Below are 15,810 nucleotides of genomic sequence, written 5' to 3'. Positions count from 1 at the left end.
ACTGTCTTCGGCGGCATCACCCCCGGATCATTTTCAGACAGGGGCGGGAATAAGCCATACCGAAGCCAGCGACTAGTTCTACTGTCCTTTCAGACGGAGGGAACGGAAATAAACATAACCCGCCCAATCGGGTGGACAGGCTATGAATCTTCGGTGCCCTGAGGTGGAACTGCTAACAACGAAATGGGGGGGAACGGGGGCAAAGTCAATAATTTGAGTCTGGCATAAGTTGATAAGGATTGCCTAACCTAATGCTGTTTCAAGTTATGGTCCCGATCGGGAATCGGCAACGGAAGCGAGGCGGCGACGATGAACAGAAAACGTGGATCGACCAGAGAACCCCTCTCCGGAGGGGGAGTCGGGGACGCGGGCCCGGACGGGACGGGCGACGGGCGGTTGGTACACGTCGCACCGGTCGCAGTGGGTGGCCGACCATCCACCCGCGACATGCTCGTCGCCGCCGCGATCGGCGTCGCGGGGTCTCTCATCGTCGTGCCCCTGACCTACCTGCAGGTGTTCGCCGGCATCGCCCACGTTTATCTCGTCGCGGCGACGCTCGGGTTGTGGTTCCTGCCGTGCGTCGTTCCCCTCATCGTCGTCCGCAAGCCTGGCGCGAGCCTCATCGCGTGCCTTGCCATGGGCGTCGTGTCCGCGGCGACCACCCCGTTCGGCGTCGCCGCGATCGGGGCGCTGATCATGGAAGGATTGCTCATCGAGCTTCCGTTCATGGTCACCCTGTACCGGCGGTGGACGCGTCCCCAGTTCGTGGCGTCGGCGATGTTATTCTCCGCGCTGATGGGAACGATGGCCCCGCGTGCCGTCGGCGTCGACTCGCCGACCACGCCCATGGCCCTGATCAGCTTCGCCGTAGCCTTGGCATCGAGCCTGGTGTTTTTGGTCCTGGGCTTTGCCGTCGCAAAGGGGCTCCGCAGCCGCGGGGTCACCCGATGACCGGCGGAGCGCCCGCGTGCGCCGGTGCGACACGCGGGACGGCCCCGGCCCGGTTGCGGGTCAGTGGCGCGGGAGTGCGGCACGCCGATGGGCGATGGGCACCCGACATGGTGGACCTCTCCTTCGATTTCGGCACGATCAACGCCATCACGGGGCCCGTGGGATGCGGAAAGACGAGCCTGGCCCACCTCATCGCTGGACTGATACCCTCGCACATCCCCATCGACCATGCCGGATCCGTGCACATCGTCGATGCCGACGGCACCGAATGCCCCGTGGACCGGGACCGGGTCACCTTCGTCGGGCAAGACCCGGCGACGCAGGTGCTCACGCTCCGAGTCGTCGATGACGTGTCCATGGCCCTCGAGTTTTCCCTCGTGGAAGCCGGCATCGTCGCCAAGCGATCAGCCGAGGCCCTAGCGGAGCTCGGGCTGTCAGAGCTCGCAGAGAAGGATCCGTGGGCTTTGTCGGGCGGGCAACGCCAGCGGATGGCCATCGCCGGTGCGGTGGCCAGGGCGCCGGAGGTCATGATCTTCGACGAGCCCGCGGCCCACGTCGACGAGGACGGTCGCCGGTCGCTGTTCGCCGCCATCCGTGACTTGCGGGCCCCGGGGCGCGTCATCCTGCTCATCGAGCACGACCTCCGCCCGTTCGACGGGTGGGTCGACACGGTGACGATCCTCGATGCGGACGGGAGCGTCGCCGCCCACGGAGCGCCGGATAGCATCGCGGTGAAGGGCATTGCGACGACGGCCGCGACCGCCGGAACGCCGGACGCCAGTACGCAGGGCACGGGGGCACCGGACCGTCCCGGTCCGGACCGGCGGCGAAAGTCCCGGAGGGCCGGGAATGGCACCGATCCGGAATCGGAGGCGGATGCCGTTCCACTGCTGGCCTTGACCGGAACCCACGTGGCCCGAGGCGGGGAGAAGATCCTGAACGGGGCCGATCTGACACTGGAACGGGGCGAGATTCATACCCTAGTCGGCGCCAACGGAGCCGGTAAGTCCACCTTGCTGGCGGTGCTGTCGGGCCAGATGAAGGCGGGAGCGGACCTCCGGATCGACGGCGCGTCCGCCTGGCGCGTCCCCGACGCCTTCGCGTCGTGGGCGTTCCAGAACCCCGAGCACCAGTTCACCCGCGCGACCGTCGCCGCGGAAATCGACTCCGCGCTGGCCGGCACGGACCCGCACGGGCCACTCGGCACCGATGAGCTGCGGAAACTGCGGGAAGCCCTGTTCCCCCGGGCACTTGACCCCGTCTCGCCGTTCGTCCTGTCGGGCGGACAGAAAAGACGGTTGGGCATCTTCCTGGCGGTGGCGGCCAATCGCCGTTTGCTGCTTCTCGACGAGCCGTTGGCGCACCTGGATTCGCCGAGCGCGCGCATCGTGCTGGATGCGCTGGCGGAATACGCCGGGGCCGGCGGAACCGTTGTGTTCACGTGCCACGATCGCCGTGTCGCGCGAACGTGGGCGGATCGGGCGAGCATCGTCGCCGAAGGGAAGGTCGCCTGGTCCGGTCCCGCGGCCGACGTGCCGGCTGCCCCGGAGTCGTCCCGGCGGGATCGCGCACTGCCCGCGGCCGGCGCACGGACGTCCGGGGACGAAAGCCCCTGGACCGGTGAATCCGCCGCTCGGAGGCGCGCGGGGTTGAACGCCATCACGATCGTCGCGGCGGTGATGCTCGTCCTCGTCGCCGGGCTGCTCTCCGGCGGAGACGCCGTTCTCGCGCTGACGGGGGTCGCGTTCCTCGCACTCGCTGCAATCGCGGAGCGCGACGTTCGGGCGACGGCGGGGAAGGTCCTCCTCGTCCTGTTGATCGGGGTGTTCTTCGGCCTGCTCGGGTGGCGCTCCGAGTTCTACGGCGGTGGGGATCCGGCGGAGGCCGTCCGCCACGGCATCCATCACGGACTGCTGCTGACGGCCGTGTTCGCGGGGACGGTCCTGGTCTCCGCGTGCATGCGCGTCGAGGAGCTTTTCGACACCATGGTGCAACGCTTCCGGGTGCCCTACACATGGTGCACCATAGCGATTTCCGGGGTGAGCATCGCGGCGTTCCTGCGCAGCGAAATCCCCCATCTGACATGGGCGATTAGATTGCGCTCGATGCGACCGGGGCAGTCTTTCCGCTCCGGCTTCATTCGCGCGACGACGCCCGCGCGCATCGCCTTTCCCTTGTTCGTCAGCGCCGTGCGCTGCGCCGAAAAGCTGTCCTTGACCCTGGCGATGCGCAACTTCGGCCGCCATCCGCGGCGCACCTTCCGCACCGATCACCCCTGGCGAGTGCGTGACGGATTCGCGGCCGCAGCGTCCGCCGCGGCCTTCGTCGCCGCCCTGGTGTCCGCAGTGACTTGACGGACGCCCGGAACCGGCGGGTCCCGGGCCCGCGAGCGTTTCCGAGCTTGTGCGGAGACGCGCCCCACCCAGTTGCTTCACCCTTTCAACCCTTCAGACACATCCTCCGGGTCACGCCATGCGGGCCCGGTCCGCCCGGCACCGGCATGGCGCCGACAACCGAAAGAGGTACCAATGAACACGATCCGGACCATCAGCGACGTGCTTCGGGACAAGGCCGATGAGATGAAAAAGGGGGCCGATCTTGATCCCGCGCTGGTGTTTCTCGACAGCCTGGCTCCGGGGATCGCGGTCGACGTCGGGGATTTCGGCGCGGAATCCGAAAAGGGGCTGCTGTCCCGGGTGGCGCCCTCGATCGCCGATCTCCCGCACGGAACGCCGGTTGCCCGCCTCTGGGCGGAGTTCGGCGGGGTCGATGAGACCGACGGGGAACGGGGGGCCCGTCTGCGTGCCCTGGCCGCAGCAGTCGCACCGACGCTCCTGGAGGACCTTGGGCTTTCCGGCGACCGGGTGACGGCGACGGAGTTCAACTCGCTGCGCTCGCTCATCGATGCCCGCACCCGGTACCGGCCCGAGGGTCGGGTGAGGGAGGCGTTGTTCGTTCTCCCCGATGACGGCGAGGCTCACAACCACGACCAGTGGCGGGACCACCTCGTCGATGACCTCTGCGTCGCCGGCGTCGCGGGAAACCACTATTCGTTCGTCCTCGGAGAGGATGCCGCGCTGACCGGGGCCCTCATCGGGGAGTACATCGAACGCCGGCGCCAGGCGCCGGAAACGGACGACAGGGCAGCGGACCCGTCGTCCGAAGGAATCGACCGGTCGCGGGACCGGGGAAACGAAATGGAACATGACTGACCGACGAAACGGCGGGGAAGCACGGGACCGCGACGCGGGCGAACCCGTGAAAGTGCTGGTGGCCGGAGGTACCGGCGTCACCGGACGGCTCGTCCGGGGGATGCTCGGCGTCGTCGATGGGATTGAGCTGGCCTACACTTCCCGGCAGAAACCGGACGATGGCCCGGGGCGGCACTTCCCGCTGAGGATCGCCGCCGGCCACAACGAGATCTGCAGGGTCTTCCGCAAACACGATTGGGTGGTCAACTGCACCGGCCCGTTCGAGGTGCATGCAGACTCACTCGCCCGTGCTTGCATCGACTCAGGCACCGGGTACATCGACGTCAACGATTCGATCGACGCCCGCCGCGCGATCATGGCCCTCGACGGGGATGCTCGGCGGGAGGGGGTTCCCGTGCTCACCGGGTTCGGCCTGTGCCCGGGCTTGTCGACGGCCCTGTTGATGCTCGGGGCCCGCGCTGCGGGGGCCGAAGAGGTCCGCGATGTGCGGGTCGATCTGCAAATTGGCGCCGACCAGGAATCCGGGGCCGCGTCGGTCGAGTCGATGTTCCGGACTATCCGCGGCGGGTACCGCACGATGCTCGGCGGCACCATCGTCGAGGTGCGGCGCAACCCGGTGTCGTCGCAAAGCGGAATCAGCTGCGAATGCCCGGACATCGACGTCGTACGCGAGGTGTGCCCCTCGATCCGTGGATATTCCTACCACGTCGCCTTCGATGCCCTCCCCGATGAGTCGGTGGAGAAAATCCGCACGTCGAGACTGTACTCGATGCCCGTTGTCTCCGGTCTGCTCGCCCGTCTCGGGGCGGCCGTGACATCGCGGAAGGCGCGGGCGAAGGGCACTCCGCAACCCGCCGAGCTGGTCGTCGCACTGTCCTCCGCCGGCGCGGGCGATGCGGGGCCGGCGGCCGAGACGACCGTCGTCCGGGCGACCGGCCCGGGTTCCTACAAAATGACCGCGGCGATTGCTGCCGCCACCGTTGTGGCGGTCGCGGGGAAGCCGGTCGCGCCGGGGTGCCGGGATCTCGTCGGCCACCCCCGGCTCCTCGAACCGGTCCTCGCCTTCGCCCGCGATGCGGGCATCCATATCGAGGTGCCACATGACAACCCGACCACGGGGCCGCTGCCGACAGCGGCCCACTGCGATACCAAAGAAAAGGGGAAACGATGACGGATCAAGCTGAACGAGGTGCGGCGATCGTCGTCCGCGACCTCACGAAGAGCTACCCGATTGCGGGCAAAGCGGGCACCCCGCCCGAAGGCGGGGCAGGTGCCCCGCCGGACGGCGGGCGCAAGGGAAAGCGCGGTGCCCGGATGCGCAAGCATGTGCTCGACGGCGTGAGTTTCACCGTGCCCACCGGGGCGATCGTGTCATTCCTCGGCCACAACGGTGCAGGCAAGACCACCCTCATCCGAATCCTGTCGACGCTCATCACCGCCGACTCCGGCGAGGTGAGCATCTTCTCGCGCGACGTGAAAGAGGACCCGGCGGGCGTGCGCGCTGACATTGCCACCACCGGCCAATTCGCGGCGATCGACGAGAACCTCACCGGCCGGGAGAACCTGGAGTTCTTCGGGCGGCTGCGCGGACTCGACCGCGCCGCCGCGGCCGCCCGCGCGACGGAACTGCTCGCGCAATTCTCGCTCGCAGACAGTGCCTCGACGCTGGCGTCGGCCTATTCGGGTGGCATGCGGCGCCGCCTCGACATCGCCGCGTCGCTGTGCGTCGTGCCCAGGCTGCTGTTCCTCGACGAACCCACGACGGGGCTGGACCCGGTCAGCCGCGAAGAGCTGTGGGGCTTCATCCGGCAACTGCGGGACGACGGAATGACCCTGGTGCTGACCACCCAGTACCTGGAAGAGGCGGAGGCGCTGGCAGACCACGTCCATCTGCTCAAGGATCGCCGCATCGTCGCCAGCGGAACGCCGGAGGAATTGCGCCGCGCCTTCGGGTCGCACGTGCTCCGCGTGTCCTTCGCCACCGCCGCCGAGGCGGAGGCGTTCGCCCGCTGCCTCGGGGGAACGTGCCTGGACGGCGCCCGCGTCGCGGGGAAGTCGGTGTCCCTCGACGTCGACCCCGGACCGCGGGTCCTCGAGGCGGTGGCGCAGGCGATGGAGGCCTCGGAAGCGTTGCCGGATTCGCTGAGCGTGTCGCCACCCACCCTCAACGAGGTGTTCATATCGATGAACGCAGGGGGTGCGGCGCGATGAGTGCGACGTCGGTCGCGGCGTTTCTCCGTCGGGATCTGCTGCTGTTGCGACGCAACACCGCGTCGCTGATCTCCATGTTCGTGGTTCCGCCCCTCTTCCTGCTGTGCCTGTACGCGGTGTTCGGGTACTCGGCGGAGCAATCCGGCTTCGGGTACCTGCGTTTCGTGCTCGGCGGCTGCCTGTTCCAGGCGGCGATGTTCACCGCCGCGGCGTCGGCGATGGCGGTGGGACAGGACGTCGAATCCGGGCTCGTTGACCGCGTGCGCGTGTTGCCCGGGGCCACAGGCGGCTATGTCGCCGGCAGGCTCGTCACCGATGTGCTGCGGATGTCCGCGTCGATCGCGGCGCTGCTGGTCGTCGCGTGGGCCTGCGGCCTCGACATGGCTGTCGGTGACGTCGCGTGGACTGTCCTGTGGTCGCTGCTCGCCGCGGCGGTCCTGTCCCTGGTCACGGACGGGGTGATCCTGATGGTGCCCGCCCCGGTGTCGACGGCCTCATCGATCCAGGCGCTGGAAATGCTGCTGCTCATGTTCTCCACCGCGTTCATTCCGGCGACCGCTTTGGACGGCTCCCTTCGCGACGTCGTGCGCCACATGCCTTTTTCGCCGGTGATCGAGGTGATTAGGGCGGCGTCCCCGGACGCCTTCCCGGATCGCGCCGGGGAAGAGGCCGCCCTATGGCTCGGTGTCGCGGCGGTCGCCGGAATCGTCCTGTTCATCCGCCGGTTCACCTCGAGGAGCGAATCATGATTGGCGCCATCTTCGTGCATCTGCGGCGCATCGCCCACATTTGGCTGCGGCGCCCCGACTTCTGGTTCATGACGTTCATTGCTCCGCTCGTGTACCTGTTCATCGTCAACCGCATGTTCGGTGGCCTGGTCAGGCAGCTCACCGGAGAGTTCGAACTCCGGAACGCGGTCATCCTGGTCGTGACGGCGTGGGCGTTCATCCTGGCCATCACGGGATCATCCACCGTGTTCGTTGAACGCAGCAATGGCTTCCACGAGCGGTTGATCACCATGCCGGCACCGTACGCGGCCGTGCCGGCCGCACGGATCATTGCCGAGTTCATCCGGATCATGGCGATGACGGCCGTCGTCGCGGCGGTGGCCGCCTTGCTTTCCGACGGCCCACCGGAGGTGTCCTGGTGGTGGAGGATCGCGGTGACCGGCGCGATGGTTGCCGCGGCGGCCGCATGCACCGGCACGTACATCGCGTTCTCCATCACCAGCCCCCAGGGTTCCGTGGCCCTCATCCCGTTAATCATCGTTGCGATGTTCGTCAACACGGTGCTCATGCCCGCCGACCACTTCCGTCCCCTCCTGCGCGGAATCGCCGGGCACACCCCCGTATCCGCGGCCGGCGAGGCCGTCAACGGCACCGGGGCTGCGGGTCTGGTGGTCTGCGCGGCCTGGTTCTTAGGCATCGCCGTGCTCGCGGCGTGGGGCATCGCCGTGAAAACGAGGCCGGGGGAGTCTGCATGACGGCCCGCGAATCCGAGCATCTAACCCGAAACCGCCGCGTGGATGCGGCCCACACACCCGGAGACAGAACCAGATGAAGTCGATTGCCCAGATCGTCCAGAACAACCGCAGGCTCCTCGCGGCCTACGAGGACAAGGTCCAGCCGAGGTTCCTCAGCCGCTATGCGCGCGAACCGATGGACGCCGCCGTGTACCGGAAGCTCCGTGCGCTGGATCCCGGGCCGGATGCGCCGGCCCGGGTCCTCGACCTCGGTTGCGGAACCGGGTGGCTCGCCCGCACGCTCGCCGCTGAGTCTCGCTATCGCAGGGCGAACATCGTCGGCTACGACCTGTCGCCCAATGCGATCCGCATCGCCCGCGAACGCGCCGCCGCCGACGGGCTTGGGGCCCGGACGGAATTCCACGTTGCCGACATCCTCACGCCGCTCGCGGGAGAGCCCGGCGGGGCCTGTGAAATCTGGGTGTGTGGCGCGCTCCACCAAATGAAGGATGCGGGAGCCGCGCTCGGCAGGGTCGCCGGGCTGCTCGCCGATGGAGGCATCGCTTACGTGCAGACGTTCGTCGAGGATCCCGACGTGAACGAGCATGTGGACATGGCCGTCGTTGCGAAGATGGGCCACCGGGTGTTCCGGGGCAGCGAGGTCGAGGACCTCGCCGAAGCCAACGGGCTGAAGCTGGGCGGAGCCTCACACGCCGGCATGGTGTACTTCTGCACTCTCACGAAGAAAAGCGCGATCGGGGAGGCGGGCAAGTGAGCGCCGTGGACGGGACCGTAGGCCCGTGGTCGCTGCTCGCCCCGATTCGGACCCGGATGCGTGCGGTGGTCGCGTTATCCGTCCTGTCGTCGGTGGCTACCGTCGCTTCGCTGGTCGGCATCATCGACATCGCGATGACGTACCCGGAGGCCCCGGAGCATCGGACGTGGTTGGCCGTGGCTGTCATCGTCGTCGCCGCAACGGTGCGCATGGCCGCGGACGGCGCCGCCGGCATGCTCTCGCACCGGGCGGATAACGACCTGCAGCTCCACCTCCGGCGCCGGCTGGTCGCCCAAATCCGGAAGTTACCGCTGGGCTGGCTGGACGCCCGGCGCTCGTCGGGAATCATCGAGTCGGTTGAGAAGGACGTCGCGGCTGTCCACCAGCTCATGGGCCACACCGTCGGTGAGACCGTGGTGGCGGTGCTGGTTCCCCTGCTTTCCCTCATCGCGCTCGTCGCGGTGGATTGGCGGATCGCGGCGGTGGCGGTCGTCCCGGTGCTGGTCACCTTCGCCCTGATGGGCGTGATGATTTCGCGCGGAGCCGGTCTTCAGCGCGACTACGAGCGAGCCTCCGAAAAAGTGACGGCCGCGGTCATCGAGTTGGTGCGCGGTATCCCGGTGATGAAGTCCTTCGGACGCGCCAACCAGGGCGCGGGTCGCTACGATGCCGCGGCGTTGTCGTTCGTCCGCGCGTGGTCCGCCTGGTCCCGGCAGTCGAACATCTATCTCGGGCTCATCGACGTGGTGACGTCCCCGACCACAGTCCTCGCAGTGGTGTGCGGGGCCGGCCTCGCACTGAGGGACGCCGCGGGCGGCATACCGGAGGGTCTCGTCGCCGGGCTGGTTCTCAGCCTTGGACTCTCCGCGGCGATCGTGCGGGTGGCCATGAACTCCGAACCCATCATCGCGGGGATCGCCGCTCTGAAGTCCATCGCGGAGGTGCTGGGCACGCCGCCGATCGCCGAGCCCGCCGAGCCGGTGCCCGCGCGCGGAGGCGCGCTCGAGGTCCGGAACCTGGTCTTCTCCTACGGGGATGGGCCGCGGGTCCTCGACGGGATGTGCGCGACGTTCGAACCAGGGACCCTCACTGCGCTGGTGGGGTCCTCCGGTTCCGGAAAGTCCACCGTCGCCCGGCTGTTGGCGCGTTTCCACGACCCCGTTGAAGGCTCGGTGCTACTGGGCGGCGTCGATCTTCGCGACATCGCCGTGCGCGACGTGCACCGCTCGGTGTCGGTGGTGTTCCAAGATCCGCAGTTGTTCACGCTGCCGTTGCGGGAGAACATCCGGCTGGCCAGGAGAGACGCCACCGACGACGAAATCATGGCGGCCGCGAAGCTCGCGAACCTCGATGCGGTCATCGCGGCGCTGCCGAAGCGCCTGGATTCGGTGGTCAACGTCGACGTGACCTTTTCCGGTGGTGAGGCGCAGCGCGTGGCCATCGCGAGGTCGATCGTCACGGACGCGCCGGTGCTCATCTTCGACGAGGCAACCGCTTACGCGGATCCGGCTTCCGAGGCCCTCATCCAGTCCGCAATCGAGCGTTTGGCCCGTTCGCGGACGGTGATTGTGATCGCGCACAGGTTGAGCACGATCCGCAACGCCGACCGCATCCTCGTTCTCGATGGGGGAGCGGTCGCGGAGGCGGGTACCCACGACGAGTTGCTTGCGCGCGGTGGCCGCTACCGGGATTTGTGGCGCGCGTTCGTGCTCGACGACGAACCATCCGCCCCGCGGGGCACTGAATCAGACGATGAAAAGGCGGCAAACCGATGATTCGGGACTTGTGGTCGATGACGGATCGGCGCTCGAGAATGACGCTGGTGTGGCTCATTGCGTTGGCCACGCTTGCCGCGCTGGCCCAGGGAGCGGCGTTCGTCGCGCTGCTGCCGCTGCTGTCGGCTCTGGCCGAGGGAGATGATGCGACGGCGTGGCGTTTCACCGGCGTCATCGCCGACCTCGCGGCCGCCCATGCGGTGCTGTCCCTCGCCGCGGGGACGGTCGGCAGGGCGAATTCCGCAGCGGTGCTGTCGTCCCTGCTGCGTTCCCTGGGCGAACGCGTGCTGACGTTGCCACTCGGGTACGTCACCAAGTCCACGGCCGGCCGCTTTTCGGAGATGGCGTCGTCGGGTATCGCGTTCGCGGCGTCCGTGCCGCACGTGATCCTGCGGCCCGTCATCGCCGCGGTGGTTACGCCGACCGTCATCGCCTTCGGAATTCTGGCGGTGGATTGGCGCGTCGGTTTGGTTCTTGTCGCGTCAGCGCCGGTGCTCTTCTTCGCCTACCGGGCCATTGGCCGGGTCGGCGGGGAGTCGGACGAAGCGCATGCTGAGGCCGTCGCTGCCGTCTCCGGCAGGCTGATCGAGTTCACCCGCGGCCAGCAGGCGATTCGCGCCGCGGGCGACGGTTCGGCGGCGGACGCGATGGTGGATGAGGCTATCCAGGCCCAGCACGATGCGTTCGCGAAGGCGACGTCGACGCAGGGGGCAGCCATCGGACGGTTGGGTTCGATCGTCCATGCGGTGTTCACGGCGGCGGTGATCGTCGCCGTGGCAGTCGTCGCGACGGGCGGGATGGCGCCGGCGCATTTGGCGCCGATACTCATCGTGCTCGTCCAGTTCACCGGACCGATCACCACGGCGGGAGCGTTGTCCGGCGGTTTCGGCGCGGGCCGCAACACGTTAGCTGCGTTGCGTGACCTGCGGGCAATCCCCGTCCTTCCTGAACCTGCCGCACCGGAGCTGCCCGACGGGCATGACGTGGAGTTCCGCGGCGTGAGCTTCGGGTACGGGGAGAAGAAGGTCCTCGACGGCGTCAGCTTCCGTGCACCTCAGGGAGCGCTGGTTGCCGTAGTGGGACCGTCGGGGGCGGGCAAGACGACAGTCATGCGGCTGTTGTCGCGTTTTCATGATCCGGACTCGGGGGAGATCCTCATCGGCGGGGTGCCCTTGCCTCGGATCGGCACCGACGGCGTGAACTCGCTGGTGACCCCGGTGTTCCAGGAGACGTTCCTTTTCGACGCGTCCGTGCGGGACAACCTGGTCTTCGCCGACCCCGGCTTCGGTTCCAGGCCCGGTGACGGGGACCGCTTGCGCGAGGCTGCCCGGCGTTCCGGGGTGGACCGCATCGTGGAGCTGCTGCCTTCCGGGTGGGATACCCCGGTGGGGGAGGAGGGGACGCTGCTGTCGGGAGGTGAGCGGCAGCGCCTCGCCATCGCCCGAGCGCTTCTGAAGGATTCCCCGGTGGTGCTTCTCGACGAGCCGACGTCCTCGCTGGATGCGGCCACTGAGCGGGCGATCGTCGGCACGATTGAGGCGTTGCGCGGCGATCACACCGTGATCGTCGTCGCCCATCGCCTGCACACCATCCGCGATGCCGACCTCATCGTCGTGCTTTCGGAGGACGGGACGGTCGCAGAACGGGGCACGCACGATGAATTGCTGGCGAAGGGCGGCCGCTACGCCGAGTCTTGGGCGTGCCGGACGGGGAGTTCCCCGGGATCCAGATCCAGCTCGTCGTGGACCACCACGACGACGGCATCGGAGAAGCGCGGATAGCTAGTTCATCTCGCACCAGATTGGCTTAGTTCCCAGGAGCCAAAGCGCACCGCGCAGACACCCCAGTGGAGGAGCAAGAGCACGAGGAGCGCCAAGGAAAGTGCGTGCCAGCCTTCGTCCCAAGCACCCAAGCACAGAGTGCCCACGGGGAAGGTAGAGCCCCACCAACCAGGGCCCGTAGGGCGCCCAGTGGAGGACAGCCTCGTAGAAGCAGTACATGGCATAGAGGACACACGGTACGGCGAGGGTGAACATGATGAGGCCGTACAGGTGAGTGTCGAAAAGCAATGTCGATGCTGCCGTCGACTGGCCGACAACACCGAGGGGAATCCACGCTGTACCCGCGGCTGCGCCACGTGGGCGCGTGCGGGACCAGTAGCAGTAGAGGAAGAGCGGGATCGCGGTGAAGAACGTGAGGAAGAAGCACAGCTCACCCGCGTAGTGATAAAACTCGCCGTGATGGGTGGCCAGCTGCCCGGCGGATGTCGCGGCGACCATCGGGGACACCAGCGCCAAGCCCCACGGGAACGCAGGCTCGGTGTAGTGAGCGGACTGCTTCCACAAACCCCAGAGTTGCCACAAGCACACGATGATGGCCAGTGGCGCGCCGATCCACCAGCTGACCAGCTGGAACGCATCGTTGCCCGTGAGTGCCGTCCACGCCGAGCCGCACGCGAGCAGCCCCATCGCGTACATGCCCCACGCCGCCATGTTCTGGCGTCGCGGCGGCTCATTGCGCACGCCGACCGTGAACACAACAAGGAGCCCCGCCGCGATGAGCGCAAACACGAGCTGGGCTACATGAAATCCATGTAACCCAGTCAAACTCGACGCAATCGAGGTTCCCATTAAAGCGCCGGCCCAAGCGGGACCGAACTTTGGCAACGTCATAGGACTAACGCTAGGCCTGCCACCTCGTCTCATCCACTTTGGGTCGGGGCTTTGTGGTTTTTAGAACGCGAATGGCCTGAAGCGCGCCAAGGGACGGAACTGGGACTAGAGCGTCACCTTGGCTAGCACCGCACCGGTGGGTTGCGCCGCGCCGGCGGCGACTTCCTCGGTGACGAGGACTGAAGCAGTTCCACCGGGCAGCGGCATCCACACGTCGTCGTGGGGTTCTTGGCCGATGACGCCGGCGGATTCCATTGCTCCGTCGTCCATGACTGCCCACACTTGTGCCCCCATGCCGTCGTCGAGAGCTGGCTGGCCGTTGACCATGGCGCCGCCCTTGCCCATGTCAGAGCTGATCACGATGTCGAGGCTCGCGCCCATCGCGTCGGCCTGACCTTGACGGGCGTCGTCGGCCTCCATGACTGCGTGCATTTCGTCGACGCCCTGGGCTGTCACGGATTCGCGTGACTCGTCGACAGTGAATTGGGTGACCGCGAACCCGCCACCGGCGATGAGCACAACGGCGGCTGCTGCGGCGGTTGCGAGACGTCGCCCGGAGCGGTTCTTCCGCGCGGTGTCGAAGTCAGCGACCTGGTCGGTGGCGTCGATACGCTCCATGATTGAGCGTTTGAGCTCCGGTGGCGGGGTGACCGGCGTGGCCGCGGAATTGAAGAGGTCCTCGATATCTTTATCCATCACAGGCCCCCTTTCAACGACACGGCCTTGCGAAGCTTTTGCAACCCGTCGCGTACCCGGGTGTTGGCTGTTCCGAGAGCGACGCCAGTGGCATCGGCGATTTCTTGGTGGGTGAGTTCCCCAAAATACGCGAGCATGAGCGCACTTCGATGGGGCTCTCCGATTGAATCAATGAGTTCTTGTAGCTCCTCAGACTCTAGTTGCTGTTGAGCTTCGTCCTCAGCGGCAGCGACCCACGTGGTCAGTTGACTGTTGAAATCGTCGGTGTCGCGGGCTTGGGAGCTGCGCCAGCTCCGCAGCCGATCGATGGCTCGCGATTTGGCTAGCCGCAGTACCCATGACTTGGCGCTGCCGCGGTGTGGGTCGAAGGTGTGGGCGCTTAGCCATACCTCCACGAAGACTTCTTGGGTGACCTCTTCCGCTTGGGCCCGGTCGCGCAAGATGTGGGTGGTGAGACCGAGAACCTGTGGGGCCAGAACGTCGTAAAGCTCGGCGAAAGCGACTTTATCGCCCGCGCGCACGCTTTCTAAGAGACGGTCAGGATCCACAGATTCCAAATCTAACACCTGGGTCATGTGCTACTTGGATTCTTCCATCATTTTGTCTTCGCTCATCATGGCATCGGAGGACGGTGCCATGGAGTCGCTCATCATCGCCTCGGAAGACGGGGCCATGGAGTCGCTCATCATCGCCTCGGAAGACGGGGCCATGGAGCCGTCCATCTTGTCCTCCATCTTCTCCCCGGAGTCGTTGCATGCAACGAGGCCGACGGCGGCGATGACGATGGCGCTGACGCCGGCGATTGCGCGGTTGATAGACATTTTGTCTCCTTCACTTTGTCGGTTCGCAGGCGCAGTATTTCTGGCCCGTCACTGAGTACTACGGAGCCGGGGGCTGATGCGGATTGGACCAATCCGGTGCGGGTGCTCACTCCGTAGTGCTGGGTGTAGGAAAGGCAACCGGAAAGTAGAGGAAACTCATGATCAGCGTGATTCTTGTCGGATTCATCGGAGGTCTGATCACGGCATTGTCGCCGTGCATTTTGCCGGTGTTGCCGGTGGTGCTGGGTGTCAGCGTCGGGCGTAAACCGTCGCACGTGGTGACAGGTTTGGTCGTGAGCTTCGCCGCGATCGCGCTGCTGGGTACGATTCTGCTTAGTGCGCTGCATTTGCCACAGTCAGTATTGCGCTGGGCGGGAGTGGTGTTGCTGGCATGGGTGGGGCTGGGAATGATTTTCCCGCCGGTGGGGGAGGTGTTGCAGAAGCCCTTTGACGCGCTTCCGCGCCCCACGGCATTGCAGGAGAAAACGCGCGGCAAGGGAGGTTTTCTCATCGGTCTGGCCCTTGGCGCGGTGTACGTTCCGTGCGCGGGCCCGGTGCTTGCAGCGGTGACGGTGGCGGGCCCGACTGGGCATATCGGCTGGAACACGGTGGTGCTCACTGTTGCGTTCGCGATTGGGCCCGCGCTGCCGCTGTTAGTGTTCGCCCTGGCGAGCAACAAGATCGGTGACAAGGTAGACGCGGTGCGGCGCCACCGTAAGGCCATCGGCGTGCTCATCCTGGTCTTCACTGCGGCGTTTGCTCTCGACGCGCCGGCGGCGATCCAGCGTGCGCTGCCGAATTGGACGTCGTCGCTGTCGAACCGTTTTGAGAATTCAGACTTGGCCAATGACGCTCTCAACAAGGTCGGACCAACTGGGAGCGGTTCACTGCAGTCGTGCCGCCGCGCCGACCCCGCGCAGCTGCAGGATTGTGGCCCGGCACCGGAATTCGCGGGGCTGACGAACTGGATCAACGCCGACCAGCCGCCGAGCCCGCAGGACGGTGGTGTCATGCTCGTTGATTTCTGGGCGTACGCCTGCATCAACTGTCAGCGTGCGGGGGAGCACATCACGAAGCTTTACGACACTTATCGAGATTCCGGCCTCACCGTCGTCGGCGTCCATTCCCCTGAGTACGCTTTCGAGCACGACCTGGGCAATGTCCGCAACGCCGTAGAAAAGGAAGGTATCCACTACCCGGTGGCGCAGGACAATAAACCATTACTGGATACTCAC

The 15,810-nt window shown here is 66.7% G+C and carries 14 protein-coding genes and 1 pseudogene; 11 read left to right on the top strand and 4 right to left on the bottom strand.

Going from position 1 to position 15,810, the window contains the following annotated elements; genetic code table 11:
- Positions 1-309 precede the first annotated feature (309 nt).
- The 10 genes from QP413_RS03520 (at position 310) to QP413_RS03475 (ending at position 12,167) form a co-directional block, all read left to right on the top strand.
- Positions 310-951 (top strand): ECF transporter S component, encoded by a 642-nt coding sequence (locus QP413_RS03520; RefSeq protein WP_148812569.1) that lies wholly within the window; start codon positions 310-312, stop codon positions 949-951.
- A gap of 107 nt (positions 952-1,058) precedes the next feature.
- A complete protein-coding gene (locus tag QP413_RS03515; RefSeq protein ID WP_284780651.1) occupies positions 1,059-3,305 on the top strand; it encodes an ATP-binding cassette domain-containing protein in 2,247 nt (748 codons plus the stop codon).
- 174 nt (positions 3,306-3,479) lie between these two features.
- Positions 3,480-4,163: a hypothetical protein gene (locus QP413_RS03510; RefSeq protein WP_284780649.1), complete on the top strand. Its 684-nt coding sequence runs from the start codon at positions 3,480-3,482 to the stop codon at positions 4,161-4,163.
- On the top strand, positions 4,156-5,334 hold the full coding sequence (locus tag QP413_RS03505) for a saccharopine dehydrogenase (RefSeq protein ID WP_284780648.1): 1,179 nt from the start codon (positions 4,156-4,158) through the stop codon (positions 5,332-5,334). Before QP413_RS03510 ends, QP413_RS03505 begins: the two co-directional genes overlap by 8 nt.
- A complete protein-coding gene (locus QP413_RS03500) occupies positions 5,331-6,374 on the top strand; it encodes an ATP-binding cassette domain-containing protein (RefSeq protein WP_034666007.1) in 1,044 nt (347 codons plus the stop codon). Before QP413_RS03505 ends, QP413_RS03500 begins: the two co-directional genes overlap by 4 nt.
- The gene (locus QP413_RS03495; protein ID WP_034666004.1) at positions 6,371-7,123 is read left to right on the top strand and encodes an ABC transporter permease; all 753 of its coding nucleotides are present in this window, start codon (positions 6,371-6,373) and stop codon (positions 7,121-7,123) included. Before QP413_RS03500 ends, QP413_RS03495 begins: the two co-directional genes overlap by 4 nt.
- Complete coding sequence (locus tag QP413_RS03490) at positions 7,120-7,857, top strand: ABC transporter permease (RefSeq protein ID WP_052205195.1); 738 nt, start codon at positions 7,120-7,122, stop codon at positions 7,855-7,857. Before QP413_RS03495 ends, QP413_RS03490 begins: the two co-directional genes overlap by 4 nt.
- A 73-nt stretch (positions 7,858-7,930) precedes the next feature.
- Positions 7,931-8,611 carry a trans-aconitate 2-methyltransferase gene (locus tag QP413_RS03485; RefSeq protein ID WP_068538777.1) on the top strand — a complete coding sequence of 227 codons (681 nt, stop codon included), beginning with the start codon at positions 7,931-7,933 and terminating at the stop codon, positions 8,609-8,611.
- Entirely contained in the window at positions 8,608-10,386 is a 1,779-nt protein-coding gene (locus QP413_RS03480; protein ID WP_284780638.1) for an ABC transporter ATP-binding protein, read from the top strand. Before QP413_RS03485 ends, QP413_RS03480 begins: the two co-directional genes overlap by 4 nt.
- Positions 10,383-12,167: an ABC transporter ATP-binding protein gene (locus QP413_RS03475; RefSeq protein WP_284780637.1), complete on the top strand. Its 1,785-nt coding sequence runs from the start codon at positions 10,383-10,385 to the stop codon at positions 12,165-12,167. The genes QP413_RS03480 and QP413_RS03475 overlap by 4 nt, the downstream gene beginning before the upstream one ends.
- On the opposite strand, the gene QP413_RS03470 is transcribed toward QP413_RS03475, so the two are convergent.
- The 4 genes from QP413_RS03470 to QP413_RS03455 form a co-directional block, all read right to left on the bottom strand.
- Entirely contained in the window at positions 12,168-13,016 is an 849-nt protein-coding gene (locus QP413_RS03470) for a hypothetical protein (protein ID WP_284780636.1), read from the bottom strand. It abuts the gene before it with no gap.
- 147 nt (positions 13,017-13,163) lie between these two features.
- The gene (locus QP413_RS03465) at positions 13,164-13,754 is read right to left on the bottom strand and encodes an anti-sigma factor (RefSeq protein WP_284780635.1); all 591 of its coding nucleotides are present in this window, start codon (positions 13,752-13,754) and stop codon (positions 13,164-13,166) included.
- Positions 13,754-14,329, bottom strand: a complete 576-nt coding sequence (locus QP413_RS03460) for a sigma-70 family RNA polymerase sigma factor (RefSeq protein ID WP_284780633.1) — start codon at positions 14,327-14,329, stop codon at positions 13,754-13,756. Before QP413_RS03460 ends, QP413_RS03465 begins: the two co-directional genes overlap by 1 nt.
- Positions 14,330-14,332: 3 nt before the next feature.
- The gene (locus tag QP413_RS03455; protein ID WP_187401026.1) at positions 14,333-14,575 is read right to left on the bottom strand and encodes a hypothetical protein; all 243 of its coding nucleotides are present in this window, start codon (positions 14,573-14,575) and stop codon (positions 14,333-14,335) included.
- Positions 14,576-14,733: 158 nt separating this feature from the next.
- Here QP413_RS03455 and QP413_RS03450 point away from each other — a divergent pair.
- Positions 14,734-15,789: pseudogene (locus QP413_RS03450) on the top strand (cytochrome c biogenesis protein/redoxin); the annotation flags it as partial.
- Between the last annotated feature and the right edge of the window lie 21 nt (positions 15,790-15,810).

It is taken from the genome of Corynebacterium sp. UMB4614 (assembly GCF_030217065.1).
In the GTDB taxonomy this organism is placed as follows: domain Bacteria; phylum Actinomycetota; class Actinomycetes; order Mycobacteriales; family Mycobacteriaceae; genus Corynebacterium.
Note: the sequence above shows the minus strand (reverse complement) of the source record. Positions and strands in the feature narration are given on the sequence as shown.